20 protein-coding genes and 1 riboswitch are annotated in these 16,693 nt (G+C 65.2%); of the genes, 5 read left to right on the top strand and 15 right to left on the bottom strand.

Annotated elements, in window-relative coordinates; genetic code table 11:
• Positions 1-481 precede the first annotated feature (481 nt).
• The 3 genes from ACPFMA_RS07075 (at position 482) to ACPFMA_RS07065 (ending at position 2,878) form a co-directional block, all read left to right on the top strand.
• Complete coding sequence (locus ACPFMA_RS07075; protein WP_037062346.1) at positions 482-706, top strand: hypothetical protein; 225 nt, start codon at positions 482-484, stop codon at positions 704-706.
• Between the two features lie 273 nt (positions 707-979).
• Positions 980-1,462 carry a hypothetical protein gene (locus ACPFMA_RS07070; protein ID WP_064304997.1) on the top strand — a complete coding sequence of 161 codons (483 nt, stop codon included), beginning with the start codon at positions 980-982 and terminating at the stop codon, positions 1,460-1,462.
• Between the two features lie 147 nt (positions 1,463-1,609).
• A complete protein-coding gene (locus tag ACPFMA_RS07065) occupies positions 1,610-2,878 on the top strand; it encodes an OmpP1/FadL family transporter (RefSeq protein WP_064304998.1) in 1,269 nt (422 codons plus the stop codon).
• Positions 2,879-2,929: 51 nt separating this feature from the next.
• On the opposite strand, the gene ACPFMA_RS07060 is transcribed toward ACPFMA_RS07065, so the two are convergent.
• Positions 2,930-3,865 carry a LysR family transcriptional regulator gene (locus tag ACPFMA_RS07060; RefSeq protein ID WP_064304999.1) on the bottom strand — a complete coding sequence of 312 codons (936 nt, stop codon included), beginning with the start codon at positions 3,863-3,865 and terminating at the stop codon, positions 2,930-2,932.
• A 121-nt stretch (positions 3,866-3,986) separates the two neighbouring features.
• Between ACPFMA_RS07060 and ACPFMA_RS07055 the strand changes: the two genes are divergently transcribed.
• Positions 3,987-4,253 (top strand): DUF2798 domain-containing protein, encoded by a 267-nt coding sequence (locus ACPFMA_RS07055; protein ID WP_009407418.1) that lies wholly within the window; start codon positions 3,987-3,989, stop codon positions 4,251-4,253.
• A gap of 4 nt (positions 4,254-4,257) precedes the next feature.
• On the opposite strand, the gene ACPFMA_RS07050 is transcribed toward ACPFMA_RS07055, so the two are convergent.
• The 14 genes from ACPFMA_RS07050 to cobO form a co-directional block, all read right to left on the bottom strand.
• Positions 4,258-4,806 (bottom strand): glutathione peroxidase, encoded by a 549-nt coding sequence (locus ACPFMA_RS07050; protein ID WP_064305001.1) that lies wholly within the window; start codon positions 4,804-4,806, stop codon positions 4,258-4,260.
• Positions 4,807-4,845: 39 nt separating this feature from the next.
• A complete protein-coding gene (locus ACPFMA_RS07045; protein ID WP_009407416.1) occupies positions 4,846-4,968 on the bottom strand; it encodes a hypothetical protein in 123 nt (40 codons plus the stop codon).
• Entirely contained in the window at positions 4,965-6,167 is a 1,203-nt protein-coding gene (locus ACPFMA_RS07040; RefSeq protein WP_064305002.1) for an MFS transporter, read from the bottom strand. The genes ACPFMA_RS07045 and ACPFMA_RS07040 overlap by 4 nt, the downstream gene beginning before the upstream one ends.
• 62 nt (positions 6,168-6,229) lie before the next feature.
• The gene (locus ACPFMA_RS07035; RefSeq protein ID WP_064305003.1) at positions 6,230-6,634 is read right to left on the bottom strand and encodes a MarR family winged helix-turn-helix transcriptional regulator; all 405 of its coding nucleotides are present in this window, start codon (positions 6,632-6,634) and stop codon (positions 6,230-6,232) included.
• 43 nt (positions 6,635-6,677) lie between these two features.
• A complete protein-coding gene (locus tag ACPFMA_RS07030; protein ID WP_064305004.1) occupies positions 6,678-7,406 on the bottom strand; it encodes an adenosylcobinamide-GDP ribazoletransferase in 729 nt (242 codons plus the stop codon).
• Positions 7,407-7,540: 134 nt separating this feature from the next.
• Positions 7,541-8,107, bottom strand: coding sequence for an alpha-ribazole phosphatase family protein (gene cobC / locus ACPFMA_RS07025; protein ID WP_425929897.1), 567 nt, complete (start codon positions 8,105-8,107; stop codon positions 7,541-7,543).
• Positions 8,104-9,159: a nicotinate-nucleotide--dimethylbenzimidazole phosphoribosyltransferase gene (cobT, locus tag ACPFMA_RS07020; protein WP_064305006.1), complete on the bottom strand. Its 1,056-nt coding sequence runs from the start codon at positions 9,157-9,159 to the stop codon at positions 8,104-8,106. Before cobT ends, cobC begins: the two co-directional genes overlap by 4 nt.
• Entirely contained in the window at positions 9,156-9,677 is a 522-nt protein-coding gene (gene cobU, locus ACPFMA_RS07015) for a bifunctional adenosylcobinamide kinase/adenosylcobinamide-phosphate guanylyltransferase (RefSeq protein ID WP_009407407.1), read from the bottom strand. The genes cobT and cobU overlap by 4 nt, the downstream gene beginning before the upstream one ends.
• 1 nt (position 9,678) lies before the next feature.
• The gene (locus ACPFMA_RS07010) at positions 9,679-11,133 is read right to left on the bottom strand and encodes a cobyric acid synthase (RefSeq protein ID WP_425929896.1); all 1,455 of its coding nucleotides are present in this window, start codon (positions 11,131-11,133) and stop codon (positions 9,679-9,681) included.
• Positions 11,130-12,122: a threonine-phosphate decarboxylase CobD gene (gene cobD, locus ACPFMA_RS07005; protein ID WP_064305008.1), complete on the bottom strand. Its 993-nt coding sequence runs from the start codon at positions 12,120-12,122 to the stop codon at positions 11,130-11,132. The genes ACPFMA_RS07010 and cobD overlap by 4 nt, the downstream gene beginning before the upstream one ends.
• Positions 12,115-13,023 carry an adenosylcobinamide-phosphate synthase CbiB gene (gene cbiB, locus ACPFMA_RS07000; RefSeq protein WP_064305009.1) on the bottom strand — a complete coding sequence of 303 codons (909 nt, stop codon included), beginning with the start codon at positions 13,021-13,023 and terminating at the stop codon, positions 12,115-12,117. Before cbiB ends, cobD begins: the two co-directional genes overlap by 8 nt.
• Positions 13,020-13,670, bottom strand: a complete 651-nt coding sequence (bluB, locus tag ACPFMA_RS06995) for a 5,6-dimethylbenzimidazole synthase (RefSeq protein ID WP_064305010.1) — start codon at positions 13,668-13,670, stop codon at positions 13,020-13,022. Before bluB ends, cbiB begins: the two co-directional genes overlap by 4 nt.
• Positions 13,667-14,962, bottom strand: coding sequence for a cobyrinate a,c-diamide synthase (locus tag ACPFMA_RS06990; protein ID WP_425929895.1), 1,296 nt, complete (start codon positions 14,960-14,962; stop codon positions 13,667-13,669). Before ACPFMA_RS06990 ends, bluB begins: the two co-directional genes overlap by 4 nt.
• The gene (gene cobO, locus ACPFMA_RS06985; RefSeq protein WP_420059278.1) at positions 14,959-15,570 is read right to left on the bottom strand and encodes a cob(I)yrinic acid a,c-diamide adenosyltransferase; all 612 of its coding nucleotides are present in this window, start codon (positions 15,568-15,570) and stop codon (positions 14,959-14,961) included. The genes ACPFMA_RS06990 and cobO overlap by 4 nt, the downstream gene beginning before the upstream one ends.
• A gap of 117 nt (positions 15,571-15,687) precedes the next feature.
• Positions 15,688-15,897: riboswitch (cobalamin riboswitch) on the bottom strand.
• 158 nt (positions 15,898-16,055) lie between these two features.
• Between cobO and ACPFMA_RS06980 the strand changes: the two genes are divergently transcribed.
• Positions 16,056-16,634, top strand: a complete 579-nt coding sequence (locus ACPFMA_RS06980; RefSeq protein ID WP_425929894.1) for a hypothetical protein — start codon at positions 16,056-16,058, stop codon at positions 16,632-16,634.
• Positions 16,635-16,693 lie beyond the last annotated feature (59 nt).

Raw genomic sequence — 16,693 nt, 5'->3', positions numbered from 1 at the left:
GCGCTGTATAAAATCGAGATAATGCCCGGCTCGCCGGACGAAAGATGAAAACCACTTGCCAGCGAGAGCGGAAGCCGGTATCTTCGCCGCCGTTAGTACCAAGCTGAAAGTCAATTCTGGCCAAAGCAGTCCTTGCAGCATCGCCCCTCCATCTCAAAGGAATGGGCCATCCTGCTGAAACCAGGACCCGCCAACCGAAAAGCTCCCCAGGCATATCCATACCGCCCTGCCGAGCCCTCCAGCAGACTGAACAGGATCCTCACCCAGGGGCACAGAACCTATTGCCCTGGCGTGTTGCCCGTCTTCCGAAGTACCTACCAGTCAGCCCAAGGCGCCACCTTTTATATTGCGCTCGTTCACTGGCTGCCCTGTTCCAGGGGTTCTGCCGCATCCTGCCCGCCAAAGGCACGCGTCACTGGAACGTTTGAAACATATACGGCTCAAACTAGCCGTATCTCATGCAGGAACGTCCAAAACAATGATGACTCACAACGCTCATACCCAAGCGGCCATCCGCACCCTGTCCCAGGCCTTCGCGCCGCTGAACTGCATCATCCTTGCTTCGCGCAAGAACAGCTTCAGCTTTACCCTGGTCGATGAACACGGCATCGCCCAGCACAGCGAACGCCTCTACCCCGAGCAATACACCCGTGCCGAGCCGCTGCAGGCGGTGATCGACCGGACCCGTCAGGCGTTGATCGCCTGATGGACCACTCTCTCCAAAGCCCCTCATCCGAGGGGCTTTCGCTATCCGCCACACCCTCCCGCATTGCGCAAATATCCCCGCATTTTTAAGTACCGTTCGGCATATGGCTTATGAACAGATGCCGGAAACGATTTAAAAACAGCCCTTTACAGCCGGAATATGACACTACACTTCAACTCAAGCGGCCCTGTCCGCTTCCGGCGGGCCTGACTCCGACCCACCCTGCTGCCAAGCACCAGCGTCCCGCCGGCCACTTTTCTGTTCGAGGGCATCATGGGAATCGCCGCGAGCGAGTTGAGCCAATACGTGATCCGGCCGACGCTGATCTACCTGGACCGCCATAGCCCCTGCGCCGAAGCCCTGTTGCTGGGGATCGCCGCCAGCCAGTCGGCCCTGGGCGCCGCACTTCACGATCGCCGTGGTCACGGCTTGTACCGCATCGCGGAAATGCGTCACCAATCGGTCTGGGATCACTTTCTCGCACGCGATCCGGAACTGGCCAGCCTCGTCCGCGGTCTGGCTAGTCAGCATGCTTTTCTCAACGGCCCGCACCTGGAACTGACGGTGAACCTGCGTTATGCCACCGCCATCGCATGGATGCTGATCGAAGAGCAGGCGCCGCATCTGCCGGAACCCGACGACCTGCTCGGACTGGCCAAGGTCTGGCGTCAGATTTTCCAGCCGCAAGGCCGGCTGCGCGACTTCACCCAGGCCTGGCAGGCCTGCATCGCACCCGTGGAACGTCAGGCATGTTAGGAAAACACCTACAACACCAAACGGAATAAATGCCAATTTTGGTCGGATTGTCCTACAAAATGCGCCTATCTCCCGCGATAGGGGCTATAGCGCGCTCCGGAAAATGTTGGTAATTTGCGCCCCGGTGATCCCCTGGAGTTTCTAATAATGAAAAAAGTCACACTCATCAAAAGCACCCTCGCCATTGCGGTAACCCTGGCTTCCTCCCACCTGCTCGCCAGCGGTTTCGCACTCAACGAACAAAGTGTCAGCGGCATGGGCACCGGTTTCGCCGGTCGTTCTTCTACTGCCGATGATGCCAGCACCGTGTACGGCAACCCTGCCGGCATGTCCCGCCTGAAACGCGAACAAATCACCGTCGGCGGCGCTGCCGTGATCGCCAAGACCGACATCAAGGATGGCCGTGGCACCTTCGGCGGCAGCAACGACGGCGACATGGTTCCCGTGGTTGGCGTCCCGATGGGCTACTACGTCAAGCCGATCGACGATCACTGGAGCGTCGGCTTCGGCGTCTACGTGCCGTTCGGCCTGATCACCGACTACGAACACGGCTTCGCCGGCCGCTACTTCGGCAGCAAGTCGGAAGTCCAGGTGGTCACCTTCCAGCCGACCGTCAGCTACGCCTTCAACGACAAGGTCTCGATCGGTTTCGGCCCGACCATCAACCGCATCGACGGCGCCCTCGAGTCGGCCACGCTGAACACCGCAAGCCTGGGCCGCAACGACGGCAAGGTGAAGATCTCCGGCGACGACACCGCCGTCGGCTACAACATCGGCCTGCTGGTCCAGGCCACCGACAGCACCCGCGTCGGCCTGACCTACCACTCGATGGTCGACTACAAGCTCAAGGGCGACACCAAGATCCAGGGCACCGGCTTCGGCCCGTTCAACGGCGCCAAGTTCGACGCTTCGCTGAACATCAAGACCCCGGAATCCGTAGACCTGTCCGTCACCCACGAGCTGGATGACCAATGGACCCTCTACGCGGGCAGCACCTGGACCCGCTGGAGCCGCCTGGAGGCCATCACCGTCAAGAACGACGGCGTACCGGCCCCTCTGCGCGCGAACCTGGGCACCATCAGCGAAGAGCAGAACTGGCACGACACCTGGGCCCACGCCATCGGCGCGTCCTACAAGCTGAACAAGGAATGGACCCTGCGCACCGGCTTCACCGTCGACCAGTCGCCGACCAACAACGTCAACCGCTCGCCACGCATCCCCACTGGCGATCGCAAGATCTTCAGCGTTGGTGCTGGCTGGTCTCCGACCGACGACATGACCATCGACGTGGCCTACTCCTACCTGTGGGAAGAAGACACCAAGGTCAATCTGCGTGACCCGAGCAAAGGGGCCTACAGCGCCAAGTACGAAAACAGTGCACACGGCCTGGGCGCGTCCCTGACCTACCGCTTCTGATTTCACTGCCGGCTGTATGAAAAAACCGCCCTCGCTGGCGGTTTTTTCATTTCAGCTGGAGGCCCTGACCTTCCATTCGTCGCCCAGGTTCTCCTTGAGAAACGCCATGAAGGCACGGACCTTCGGAGTCATGGCAAACCGATCGGTGACACACAGGTAGATATCCATCGGTTCGGTCTGGGCATAGGCACGCCCGCCACCCTCCTCCTCGAACAGCGGTACCAGCTCACCACGCTGCAACCAGGGACGGGCGACGAACTCGGCTAGCCGGGTGATGCCGCCGTCGTGGACCGCCATCTGTGCCAGTACGTCGATATCGTCGCTGATCAAGACATCGCCGAACTCGGCCTCGAAGCGCAGGCCGTCACGCACGAAGCCCCAACGCAGGAAGCGTCCATCCACCGGATAGCGAAACACCAGGCAACGGCGCTGCTTGAGTTCCTCGGGACTTTGCGGCCAGCCCTCACGTGCCAGGTAGCCAGGCGACGCACAGCAAATGAACGGCACCTGGGCGATATGCCGGGCCAGCAAACCATCTTCCAGTTGCGGGGTGATGCGCAGGCTGACGTCCACCCCTTGCCGGGCATGATCGACCTTGGCATCACTCGTAAGCATTTCGATTGAAAGATGGGGATACAGCGCACTGAACTGCGGGATCAGCCGCGCCAGCACATGACGCCCGAAGGCCGAGCTGGTGGCGATGCACAAACGTCCGCGTGGCTCGCTGTCGGTTGCCGTGACCGCCAGTTGCGCGTCTTCCAGGTCACGCTCGATCAGCCGCACCTTGTCGTAGTAGAGGCTACCGCTGGGGGTCAGCACCATGCTGCGGGTAGTACGCGACAGCAGGCGTACCTGCAGATGAGCCTCCAGACGGGCGATATTCTGGCTCACCGCCGCCGCACTCAGGCCGAGGCTGCGTGCACCGCCAGCGATGCTGCCAGCCTCGACCACCTTGATGAAGCTCTTGATCAGGCCCAGCAGGTTCACGGCGATCTCCGCAGGATTCGTAAGTTTTCCTTTATAAAGCCCAAACGCCTGCCCGTCTACTTGCCTGCCAGGCACCTTGCTAACCTGCGTCGATCCCAACACAGGCACCGCAGGAAACAGCATGCAATCAAGGACCACCAGCCGCATTCGCCCTCGCAAGCTTGGCGCCCGCGCCACGCCCTATGTGTTCGCCCTGTATATGTCGTCGATCATGGCGATGCTCATGTGCTTCGTCATCACCGCAGCCAACAGCGGCATTGACCAGCATTACCTGGGCAACGTGCTCAGGGCCTACCAACTCGCCATGCCGGTAGCCTTCGCTTGCGTGCTGGTAGTGCGCCCGATCGTGGTCAGGCTGGTGGCCCTGACCGTGCACTCGGGCAACTAGCTGCTCACGGCTTGGAGGCGATGGCCTGTTCGATGGCAGCCCTGAATTTCGGATCGTCCGGCTTGGTCAGGCTGGAGAAACTGTCGACCACCCGGCCCTGGCGGTCGATCACGTATTTGTAGAAATTCCACTTGGGCGCGGTGCTCTGGCTGGCCAGCTCGCGGAACAACGGGATGGCGCCGTCGCCGCGCACCTTTTGCGCCTCGGTCATGGTGAAAGTCACGCCGTAGTTGGCATAGCAGACCTTGGCGGTCTTCTCGCTGTCGGCGTCTTCCTGCTTGAAGTCGTTGGACGGCACACCCAGCATTTCCAGGCCCTGGCCGTGATACGCCTTGTACACCGCTTCCAGCCCTTCGAACTGGGGAGCGAAACCGCAATAGCTGGCGGTATTCACCACCACCAGCGGCTTGCCGCCGAACTGCTGGCACAGATCGATGGTTTCCTTGGCCCGCAGCTTGGGCAGGTCGCCCTGGAGCAGGGCCGGGCAACCGTCGGCCAGGGCGAAGCCACTAACGCCCAAGGCCAGGGCGGCAATCAACAGGCGTGCTTGCATGACGATTCTCCATTCGCTGTACGAACACTCAGAGTACGCCTAACAAACGCCCATGCCCAATTGCATCAGCGCCAGCCCGCCGCGCTGCCAGCCCCACCAGGCCAGGCCCAGCAACAGGATTGCCAGGCCCAGCCCGATCAGCCAGACACGCAGCAGGCTCACGCCGATGCAGCCTGCAAGCGCGCTACCGGGCGCTCGCGTACCGGCCAGTTGAGGGCGCCGGCCAGCAGGCTGAGCAGGATGGAGATGTGCCAGACCAGCTCGTAGTTGCCGGTCTGGTCGTACACCACGCCGCCCAGCCAGCCGCCGAGGAACGCGCCCAACTGATGGAAGAGGAAGACGATCCCGCCCAGCATCGACAGGTTGCGCACACCGAACAGGGTGGCCACGGTGCCGTTGGTCAGCGGCACGGTGGACAACCACAACAGCCCCATGGCGATACCGAACAGATAGGCACTGAACTGGGTCACCGGCGCCCACAGGAACAGCACGATCACCACCGCCCGCAACAGGTACAGCGCGGTCAGCAGGCGCGGCTTGGACATACGTCCGCCAAGCCAGCCGGCGGTATAGGTGCCAACGATATTGAACAGCCCGACCAGGGCCAGCACCGTGGTGCCGGTGGTTGCCGGCAAATGCTGGTCGACCAGGTAGGCCGGCAGGTGCACGCCGATGAAGACCACCTGGAAACCGCACACGAAGAAGCCCAGCGCCAGCAGCCAGAAACCACTGTGCGAGCAGGCTTCGCGCAGCGCTTCGCCGAGGGTCTGCTCCTGCCCTTGGGCCGCCACTGGACGGTCCTTGAGCATGCCCACCAGCGGCACGATAAAGGCCACCATCAGGCCCAGCACCAGCAAGGCCACGGACCAGCCCAGCCAGTTGATCAGGCCGAGGGTACCGGGAAGCATGGCGAACTGGCCGAAGGAACCGGCGGCGCTGGCGATGCCCATGGCCAGGCTGCGTTTCTCCGCCGGCACCGCGCGCCCGACCACGCCGAGAATCACCGAGAACGAGGTGCCGGACAGGCCGATCCCGATCAGCAGGCCAGCGCTCAGGGACAGCGACACCGGCGAATCCGACAAGCCCATCAGCACCAGGCCGGCTGCGTAGAGAATGCCGCCGATGATCACCACCTTCGCGGCACCCAGGCGATCGGCCAGGGCCCCGGCAAACGGCTGGGCCAGCCCCCACACCAGGTTCTGCAGGGCGATGGCGAAGGCGAACACGCCGCGGCCCCAGCCGAACTCGGCGCTCATCGGCGCCAGGAACAGGCCGAAGCCGTGTCGCACGCCCAGCGACAGCGCCAGGATCAGGGCCGCCCCCAGTAATACCCAGCCGCTGGTACGCCATACGGATGTCATTGTTCTTCTCTCCTGTTTGCGCAAGATTGCGGGTATATACCCGCTTCAGGTCGTGAAAAAGCTCAGGCCAATTGTTTCAGCAGGCGGATCAGTTCATCGCGCTGGTCCGTTCCCAATGTGTGTACCAGGCCCTCCTGGGCTTTCTCCCAGGCCGGTTCGGCACTGCGCAAACGCTCGGCACCCTCGGCGGTCAACAGCACCACGCGATTGCGCAGGTCGCTGCCTTCGGCCAGGGCCACCAGGCCTTCGCCTTCCAGCACCTTGAGGTTGCGGCCCAGGGTGCTGCGGTCCAGCCCCATGGCTTCGGCCAGGGTCGAGATACTCGGCTTGTCCAGGCGTTGCAGGTGCCGCAGCAGGGAAAACTGGGCGACATTGATGCCGAAGCCTTCGAGGGCCTCGTCGTAATGCCGGCTCACCCCACGGGCAGCGCGACGCAGATGGGTGCAGATGCAGGTACTGGTCAACATGAATGCGTGTATATACCCGCATCAGCGGCGACGCAAGGAAAAGTTACGAAACATTGCAGGCCAGGGTCACAACCACGGCCAGTTCAAGCAGTTCCAGCAAGGCGCCAGCGGTATCGCCGGTGGTGCCGCCAAGACGCCGCAGCATGGAGCGACGCAGGGCGAAGAAGGCCACGGCCGCCACCAGCAGCGGCAGCCAGCCCCCCAGCAGCAGACAGCCCACGGCACTGACGCCGAGGACCCACAAGGCGGTTTTGCGCGGCAGATGATCCTTCAGGGCCTGCCCCAACCCACCCCGACGCACATAGGGCGTACTCAGGAACAACGCCAGCATCGCTGCCCGGCCGATCACCGGCGCCAGGATCAGCAACGCACCCTGCCCGCCCTCGACCAGCGCCAGCAAGGCACAGAATTTCAGCAGCAGCACCAGCACCAGGGTAACCACGGCAATCGGCCCGCTGCGCGGGTCCTTCATGATGGCCAGGGTGCGCTCGCGATCGCCGAAGCCGCCGAGCCAGGCATCGGCGCTGTCGGCCAGGCCGTCCAGGTGCAGGCCGCCGCTGAGGATGACCCAGGCGCTCAGCAGCAGTGCCGCATGGAGCAGTGGCTGGGTACCTTGCAGCAAGGCGTCCAGGGCCCAGAGCAGGACGCCGAACAGCAGGCCGACCAGCGGATAGAACAGCAACGAGCGGCCGTTCTGCTCGGGGGTCGGCATACCCGGCAGCGTGACGGGCAGGCTGCTGAGAAATTGCAGGGCGATCCAGAATGGCAGCATGGCCAGTCCCTCATGAAAGAACAAAATCAAAAGCACGACACGTACCCCTGTGGGAGCGGGTTCACCCGCGATTACGGTAGTGAATCCGCCGCCGCAATCGCGGGTGAACGCGCTCCCACAAGGTTCGGTGTCGTTCAGCAGATTTCCTGCAGGTTATCAGCCTCGACACGCAACCGATGCAATGCCCCATGCCCCACCTGCACCTGCAACAACTGCTCCCTCGGCAACCCTCGGGCCCGTGCCAGCAACAGGCGCATCACGCCGCCATGGGTCACCAGCAACACCCGTTCGCCAGCATAGGTGGTTTGCAAACGCGCCAGGCTGGCCAGCACGCGCTCGGAGAAGTCAGTCACCGGCTCGCCACCCGGTGGCGTGAAGGCGTAAGGATCCGCCCAGAATTTGCCGAGCGCCGCCTCATGATCTTCCATCAGTTGCAGCGCCGTACGCCCTTCCCATTCGCCGAAATGCAATTCCCGCATCCCCGGTTCCAGCACCAGCGGTAAGGCAAGCTCCCCGGCCAGGTGCTCGGCGAACCGCGCACAGCGCTGCAACGGCGAACTGACCAGCCGATCCCACGGCCCGCCACCTGCCACTGCCGCCTGCATCTGCGCCCAGCCCTGTTCGGTCAAGGCATCGTCGAGACTGCCGCGAAAGCCGCTACCCAGCTCGGTCTCGCCGTGACGCAAGAGGTCGAGGATCATGCCGGCCGATCCGCCACCGCCGCTTCGGCGAAGGTCGCCATCTGTCCATGCAGGTCACAGGCCAGGCGCAGCAGCGGCACCGCCAGCGCCGCACCGCTGCCCTCGCCCAGACGCAGGCCCAGCTCCAGCAACGGCTCGCCGTCCAGCTCGGCCAGCACCCGACGATGACCCGGCTCGGCACCACGGTGACCAAAGAACAACCAGGCCCGGCACGACGGATTCAAGCGCACCGCCAGCAATGCCGCCACGGTGCAGATAAAGCCGTCCACCAGCACCGCGACACCTTCCTGGGCACAGGCCAGATAGGCGCCCGCGAGTGCAGCGATTTCCAGCCCGCCGACATGCAGCAATGCCTGCCACGGGTCGCCGGCGATCCCGTCATGCTTGCGCAGGGCCGCCTCGATCACTTCGGCCTTGTGGCGCACACCGGCCGCATCCAGCCCGGTCCCGGGGCCGCTGAGCTCGACCGCCGCACAGCCCAGCAAGGCGCACGCCAGCGCGCTGGCTGCCGTGGTGTTGCCGATGCCCATCTCGCCACCGATAAACAAGCGCGCCCCGGCCTGCACCGCACGCAAGGCGCTGTCACGACCGCCCTGCAAGGCGCGCTCGCCCTGCTCCACCGTCATGGCCGGCGCTTGGGCAAAGTTGGCGGTACCCGGCGCGATGCGCAGGTGAAGCACGCCCGGCAGATCGAGGCCGAGATTCACCGTCCCCAGGTCCACCACTTCCAGCCGCGCATCCAGCTGGCGAGCGAGCACGCTGATCGCCGCGCCGCCACTGACGAAGTTCAGCAGCATCTGCCCGGTGACTTCCTGCGGATAGGCGGAGATACCCTCGGCAACCACGCCATGGTCACCGGCAAAGATGCTGATCCACACTTGGTCCAGCGTTGGCTTGAGCTGCCCCTGCAACGCTGCCAGCTCAACCGCCACCTGTTCCAGCCGCCCCAGAGAGCCGGCCGGCTTGGTCAGTTGCTGCTGGCGCGCGAGGGCCTCGGCGCGTATCTGTTCGTCCGGCGCGCGGCATGGATCGAGCCACCAGGCGTGGGTCATGATTGGGTTCCTTTGAGATAGAGCGGCAGGCCGGCGACGGTGAGGATCACCCGCTGGCAGCGTTCGGCGACAGACTGGTGCAACCAGCCGGCCTCATCGACATAGCGCCGGGTCAGTTCACCCAGGGGCACCACGCCCAGGCCGGTTTCGTTGCTGACCAGGATGATTTCCCCCGGCAGCTGGTCCAGGCATTCGAGCAGCGCATCGCGCTCGGCCGCCAGGCGCGCGGGGTCTTCGAGCATCAGCAGGTTGGTCAGCCACAGGGTCAGGCAGTCCACCAGCAGGCAGCGGTCGGCGGCGGCATGGGCGCGCAATACCGAAGCCAGCGCCAGTGGCTCTTCGATCAGCGCCCATTCGGCCGGGCGCCGCTCGCGGTGCAGTTGCACCCGGGCATTCATTTCACCGTCGAGGGGTTCGCTGGTGGCGATATAGGTCACCGCCAGGCCGCTGGCCTGGGCACGTTGTTCGGCCAGGCGGCTTTTGCCCGAACGGGCGCCACCGAGAATCAGGTTGAGCATGTCAGTCGAGCCCGCAGAGTTGACGAAGGTGCGCCGGGTCCAGGTGCTTGTCGACCAGATCGGCAAGGCGCTCGATGTCCCGCTCGCGCAGGGCGTGGTAGTCGATGCGCTCGACCTGTTCGAGCCCGGCCCAGCGCAACAGCGCGGCACAGGAGTCGGGGGATTCGAACAGGCCATGGAGATAAGTGGCGAGGATCTGGCCATCGGCGCTGATGGCGCCGTCGTCGCGACCGTCGGCCAGTTTCACCGCCGGACGCTCCAGGGCCGGCCCCTCGGTGACGCCGGCATGGATCTCGTAGCCGCTGATCGCAGCCTGTTCCAGGGTCAGCCTGCCACTGACATTGCGCAGCTGCTTGTGCGCCTCCAGCACCGTCGAGTAGTCCAGCAGCGCCAACCCCGGGCTGCTCCCTGCGGGCCCTTCCAGCCCCAGCGGATCATGCACCTCATGGCCGAGCATCTGCAGGCCGCCACAGATTCCCACCAGCTTGCCACCATAGCGCAGGTGGCGGGCAATCGCCTGTTCCCAGCCGCGCTCGCGCAATTGCGCCAGATCGCCGCGCACGCTTTTCGAGCCGGGCAGGATGATCAGGTCGGCCGGCGGAATCGCCTCGCCCGGGCCGATGAATTGCAGGTCCACCTGGGGATGCAGGCGCAGCGGGTCGAAGTCGGTGTGGTTGCTGATCCGCGGCAGCACCGGAACGATAACCTTGAGTACCTGCGCCGCCTTGGCGCCCTGGCGGCGGTCGAGACCATCCTCGGCCTCCAGGTGCAGGTCCATCACGTAGGGCAGCACGCCCAGTACCGGCTTGCCGGTGCGCTCTTCCAGCCAGTCGAGGCCGGGCTGGAGCAAGGCGATGTCACCCCGGAAGCGGTTGATGACGAACCCCTTGACCCGTGCCTGCTCGCTCGGCGACAGCAGTTCCAGGGTACCGACCAGATGGGCGAACACCCCGCCGCGATTGATATCGGCAACCAGGATCACCGGGCAATCCACCGCCTCGGCAAAGCCCATGTTGGCAATATCGCCGGCACGCAGGTTGATCTCGGCCGGCGAGCCGGCACCTTCCACCATCACCACGGGATACGCGGCGCTCAGGCGCTGGTGCGAAGCGAGTACCGCCTGCATGGCGATGGCCTTGTAGTCGTGATAGGCCACCGCATTCATGCTGGTGACCGCGCGGCCATGGACGATGACCTGCGCCCCGGTGTCGCTGTTGGGCTTGAGCAGCACCGGGTTCATGTCGGTATGCGGCTCCAGCCCGCAGGCCTGGGCCTGCACCGCCTGGGCCCGACCGATCTCGCCGCCGTCGGCGGTGACCGCGCTGTTGAGCGCCATGTTCTGCGGCTTGAACGGCACCACGCCGACGCCCTGGCGTTTCAGCCAGCGGCACAGCGCAGTGACCAGGGTACTTTTGCCGGCATCGGAGGTGGTGCCCTGCACCATCAGGGTGGTCATGGCTGTTCCTTGCGGTAGGCGGCCAGCGCAGCGGCCAGGCGTTGCCAGTCGGCTTCGTCGGCAGGCAGGCCGAAGCGCAGGCCCGGAGGGTGGTCGAACAGGCGCAGGAGAATGCCGCGCCGCGCCATGAAATCGTGGAACAGCGCCGCCTGGTCGTGGCGCAGGTACTGGAACAGGTCACAGCCACCGGCGGGCGCCAGGCCGGCGGACGCCAGCAAGGCGGCGAGACGGGCGCTGGCGGTGGCGCAGCGTTCGGTCTGCACGCGCTGGCTTTCACTGTCGGCGAAGCTCGCCTGCCCGAGGACCCGGGTCGGCCCGCTGATCGACCAAGGCCCCAGCTCTTCCGCCAGGGCGCGCAACAGCGCCGTTTCGGCCAGCACGAAACCGAGGCGCACCCCGGCCAGGCCGAAGAACTTGCCGAACGAACGCAGCACGATCAGCCCCGGCCGCTGGCTGAACGCCGCAATACTGTGGGCCGGGGTGTTGTCCATGAAGGCTTCGTCCACCAGCAGCCAGCCACCCCGCCGGGCCAGGCGCTCATGCCAGCCAAGCAGGGTTTCCGGGCCGAACAGACGTCCGGTGGGGTTGTTCGGATTGACCAGCACCAGCACGTCGAGATCATCCAGCCGCGCCTCGACCTGATCTTCGCCCAGTTCCGACAGATGATGCCCGGCCCGGCGCCAGGCAGCGGCATGCTCGGCATAGCACGGCGAAACCACACCGACGTTGCCTCGCGCCCGCAAGCGCGGCAGGGCCTGGATCGCCGCCTGGGAACCGGCCACCGGCAGCAGTGTGCTGACGCCGTAGTAGGCAGCGGCGGCCTGCTCCAGACCATCATCGGTCTCCGGCAGGCGTGCCCAGGCGCGCAAGGGAATTTCGGGAACCGGGAAGGCCCAGGGCGCGATGCCGCTGGACAGGTCCAGCCAGTCCTTACGGGGGATACCGTAGTGTTCGATCGCCCGCAGCAGGCGGCCACCGTGTTCAAGCATAGAATTCCGCTCCCAGGCACAGCAGCAGCAACCACAGCCACACGCCCTTGCAGACCAGTTGCCAGCCGCGTTCGATGGCGCCGGCGTCCGCTGGCGGGCCTTCGCCTAGTTGCGGGCGTTCGTGCAGCTCGCCGTGATAGACAGCCGAACCACCCAGTTCGACACCCAGCGCACCGGCGCCGGAAGCCATCACCGGCCCCGCATTCGGGCTGTCCCACTTCGGGCCCTGCTGGCGCCAGCACTTCAGCGCCAGACGGGTTTTGCCGAGCAGCGCGTAGGTCAGCGCCACCAGCCGCGCCGGCACATAGTTGAGGACATCGTCGATCCGCGCCGCCGCCCAGCCGAAGCGTTCGAAACGCTCGTTGCGGTAACCCCACATGGCGTCCAGGGTGTTGCTCAGGCGATAGAGCACCACGCCCGGCGCGCCGGCGATGACGAACCAGAACAGCGCAGCGAATACCGCATCGCTGCCATTCTCCAGCACCGATTCGGTGGCAGCGCGGGCCACGGCGGTCTCATCGAGTTCGGCGGTTTCCCGGCTGACCAGGTAGCCGACCCGCTTGCGCGCCTCGTCCAGGTCGCCGCCGCGCAGGGCATCGGCCACCGGCTGCACATGCTCGCCAAGGCTGCGCAGGCCAAGGGCGCAGTACAGCGCGAGAATCTCCACCAGCCAGCCGATATAAGGCAACCAGGACAACGCGGTCGCCAGCAGGGTCAACGGAATCACCGCAAGGAACCAGGCCGTGACGCCATGACTGCGCCAGCCGCGCCCGCCGGAATTGAAGCGTTGTTCCAGGCGCCCGGCGAAACGGCCGAAGGCCACCAGCGGATGCCAGCGCCGCGGCTCGCCCAGCAGCGCATCCAGCGCCACCCCGGCCACGGTCAGCAAGGCCACACTCATTCGGCTTCTCCCCATTGGTTTTCAAACAGCATGTCGGCCAGCGGCCGGGGCGTGGTCCAGCCTTCCAGCGCGAGCATAGGCGCCGGATAGAACTCATGGACCGGGCCGAGGCAGAGTATCGCCAGGGGCTTGGCCCCGGCGGGCATGTGCAGCAGGTCGGCCAGGGCCTGCGGATCGAACAGCGACACCCAGCCCATGCCCAGGCCTTCGGCGCGGGCGGCCAGCCAGAGATTCTGGATCGCGCAGGACAGCGAGGCCAGGTCCATCTCCGGCAGGGTGCGGCGGCCAAAGATATGTGCCTCGCGCTTGTCCATCAGCGCCGCCACCAGCAGTTCGGCGCAATCGTTGATGCCTTCCACCTTGAGTTGCATGAACTCGTCGGAGCGCTGGCCGAGGGCCTCGGCGGTGCGCAGGCGCTCGTCCTCGACCAGGGCCTGGATACGCTGGCGCAACGCGCGCTGGGTGATGCGGATAAAACGCCAGGGCTGCATCAGGCCGACGCTGGGTGCCTGGTGCGCCGCCTCGAGCAGGCGCGCAAGGAGCTCCGGCGCCACCTCGCCACCACTGAAATGACGCATATCGCGACGTTCGCCAATGGCCCGGTAGATGGCCGCTCGCTCGGCCTCGCTGTAGGCGTGCTCGTTCATGGCGCCAGCAGCACCGCCAGCGCAGCGGGGTTGGACGGAAAGTAGAAGTGCACGTAGGAGGCCGTCAGCCGGCCGATACGGTACACCGCTTCCGCGCCGCGCCCGCCATTGGGGCTCTGGCCCCGGGCGATGGGCTCCAGTGCGGTGCTGGTCAGGGAATGGTGATAGGTATGGCCGCGCAGCGTGCCTTCCGGCAATTCCACGCTCTGCAATGCCAGGGCGGCAAGGCGCTTCTGCATGTTCGCCTCGCCCGGCAGGAGGCCGGCCAGTTCGGCCCGTTCGCCGGCGACATCGGTCAGGGCTTCGAGCAGGTAAAGCATGCCACCGCATTCGGCCAGCAGCGGCTTGCCGGCCTGGTGATGGGCACGGATCGCCGCCAGCATCGGTGCGTTGGCGGCCAGGGCATGGTGATGCAACTCCGGATAGCCGCCCGGCAGGTACAGGCTTTCGGCGTCCGGCAGTTCGCCATCATGGATCGGCGAGAAGAAGCGCAGCTCGGCGCCCATCTCCCGCAGCAGGTCGAGGCTGGCGCCATAGGTGAAGGCAAAGGCTTCGTCACGAGCCACGGCGATGCGCACGCCTTCCAGCATGGGCTCGATAGGCCGGGGAGCGGGCTGCTCGAAGGCCACGGGCGGCGGCAAGGAGGACTGGCAACTATCACCCAGGGCCTTGGCAGCAGCGTCGAGGCGCAGGTCGAGGTCGGTCAGTTCGCTGGCCTGGACCAGGCCGAGGTGGCGACTCGGCAACTCGATCCCGGTTTCCCGGGACAGGCCGCCGTACCAGCGCAAGCCTTCGGTCAGGCTGCCTTCGAGCAGTTGTGCATGGCGCAGCGAGCCAACCCGGTTGGCGAGCACGCCGGCAAAGGGCAGGTCGGGCTGATAACGGGCCAGGCCCAGTGCCAGGGCGCCGAAGGTCTGGGCCATGGCGGTACCGTCGATCACCGCCAGTACCGGCACGCCGAAGTGACGGGCGAGGTCGGCGCTGGACGGCGTGCCGTCGAACAACCCCATCACCCCTTCGATCAGGATCAGGTCGGCCTCGCCCGCCGCTTCCCAGAGCAGGCGCCGGCTTTCCTCGGCACCGACCATCCACAGGTCGAGCTGGTACACCGGGGCACCGCTGGCCCGTTCGAGGATCATCGGGTCGAGAAAGTCCGGGCCGCACTTGAACACGCGGACCTTGCGCCCCTGGTTGCGATGCAAGCGGGCCAGGGCGGCAGTGACGGTGGTCTTGCCCTGGCCGGAAGCCGGCGCGGCGATCAGCACCGCCGGGCAATGCCGGGTGTCGCTCATAGTTCGACGCCCTTCTGCGCGCGGATGCCGGCCTGGAACGCGTGCTTGACCATGCCCATCTCGGTGACCGTATCGGCCAGCTCGATCATTTCGTCCTTGGCGCCGCGACCAGTAACGATCACATGCTGCATCGGCGGGCGGGCCTGGAGGTCGGCGAGCACGCTGTCGAGGTCGAGGTAGCCGTGCTTGAGGGCGATATTCAGTTCATCGAGCACGACGAAACCGATCTGCGGGTCGCGCAACAGTTGTCGGGACACTTCCCAGGCAGCCTCGGCAGCGGCGATATCGCGCTGGCGGTCCTGGGTTTCCCAGGTGAACCCCTCACCCATGACGTGATAGCGCACCTGCTCGGGAAAGCGCCGGAAGAACAGTTCCTCGCCGGTGGCATTGCGCCCCTTGATGAACTGCACCACGCCGCATTGCATTCCGTGGCCCATGGCCCGGGCGAGCATGCCGAAGGCCGAGCTGCTCTTGCCCTTGCCGTTGCCACTGAGCACCAGCAGCAGGCCGCATTCGTTGGGGGCATTGGCGATACGCTCGTCGATCACCGCCTTCTTGCGCTGCATGCGCGCCAGGTGGCGTTGGTCACGTTCGGGGGATTCGCTCATCGGGGGTCTCCGCGGGCCACTGACGCCAAGCGGCGACAGCTGAGGGGATGGGGGCACGGAGGGACGCGCTGGCACCGGGCGCAAGGGCCCGGAGAACCGCGCACCACCCGCCGTGGTGCCGTTGACTGTTTGCAGGCCGGTCTCCGGGCTCACGAGCGGATCGCCGGGCGATCCTGACCGGGCGCCTTCCCGGGTTCGAACACCCAGTGGCCATGCGCGGTCTTGACTCGATTTACCGTTGCGGGGGCAGCGCCGGAGTCGCACCGGCTTCCCTGTTTCACCCGGTCGACCTTGCAGTCACGGGGCACCTGAAACACGTCGCGAAGGTTAGAGGGTTGGGCCCGGAGCGTCAATTGGAGACACCCATCACATTGCGACCAACGGCGCAACTTTCACGTTGTGCCACACTCCAAGCCAGTGATATCACATTGCCATGATTTTTCGCTGTAGCTGTAGCTCGTACAACAATGACCAAGGAGAGCAGCATGCAAGGCCTGATCATCAATAATCCTCGCCTGGAGTTCCTGCGTCCGGCACTTGAACGCTGGGGCGAATGCATCGAACGTTTCAACCAGACCCTGGGCGACAACGAAGGTCCGTACTGGCAAGGGATGCAAGGCAACCTGGGGCTGTTTTCGGCGGCGCTCTGGCAGGCCGAGCTGGTGACCTTGCAGGGTTACCAGAGCAAGAAACAGCGGGATGACGGCGACCGCGCCGCGCACTGCGACCTGCTGATCGCCAGCAAGGATGAATCCGCCTACCTGCACGCCCAGCAGCGCTGGCCCAGGGTCGGACGCCTGGACCTGGACGGGGCGCTGCAGGAGACGGCCACGCAGGCCAAGGCCATCGCCTATCCGAGCCAGTTGAAGATCGCGGCACTGTTCGTCAGCCCGAGCAAGCTGGGGCAGCATGCCAGCCCGGAGGAGTTGCAGGACCTGGTGGACGATCTGCAAAAGCACACCGCCTGTGCGATTGCCTGGTGTTTTCCGTATGGGTATCGCAAGTTGCATGACGAGGTGGGGCAGTACTATCCGGGAGTGGCGCTGCTCCTGAAGCAGGCCTGAAATACTTTGGGCTGCCTTGGAGCGGTCCCCGGTAATTGAACCTCCCTGCATGATTCAAT

It is taken from the genome of Pseudomonas sp. NyZ201 (assembly GCF_049860765.1).
Taxonomy (GTDB): Bacteria; Pseudomonadota; Gammaproteobacteria; order Pseudomonadales; family Pseudomonadaceae; genus Aquipseudomonas; species Aquipseudomonas bharatica.
Note: the sequence above shows the minus strand (reverse complement) of the source record. Positions and strands in the feature narration are given on the sequence as shown.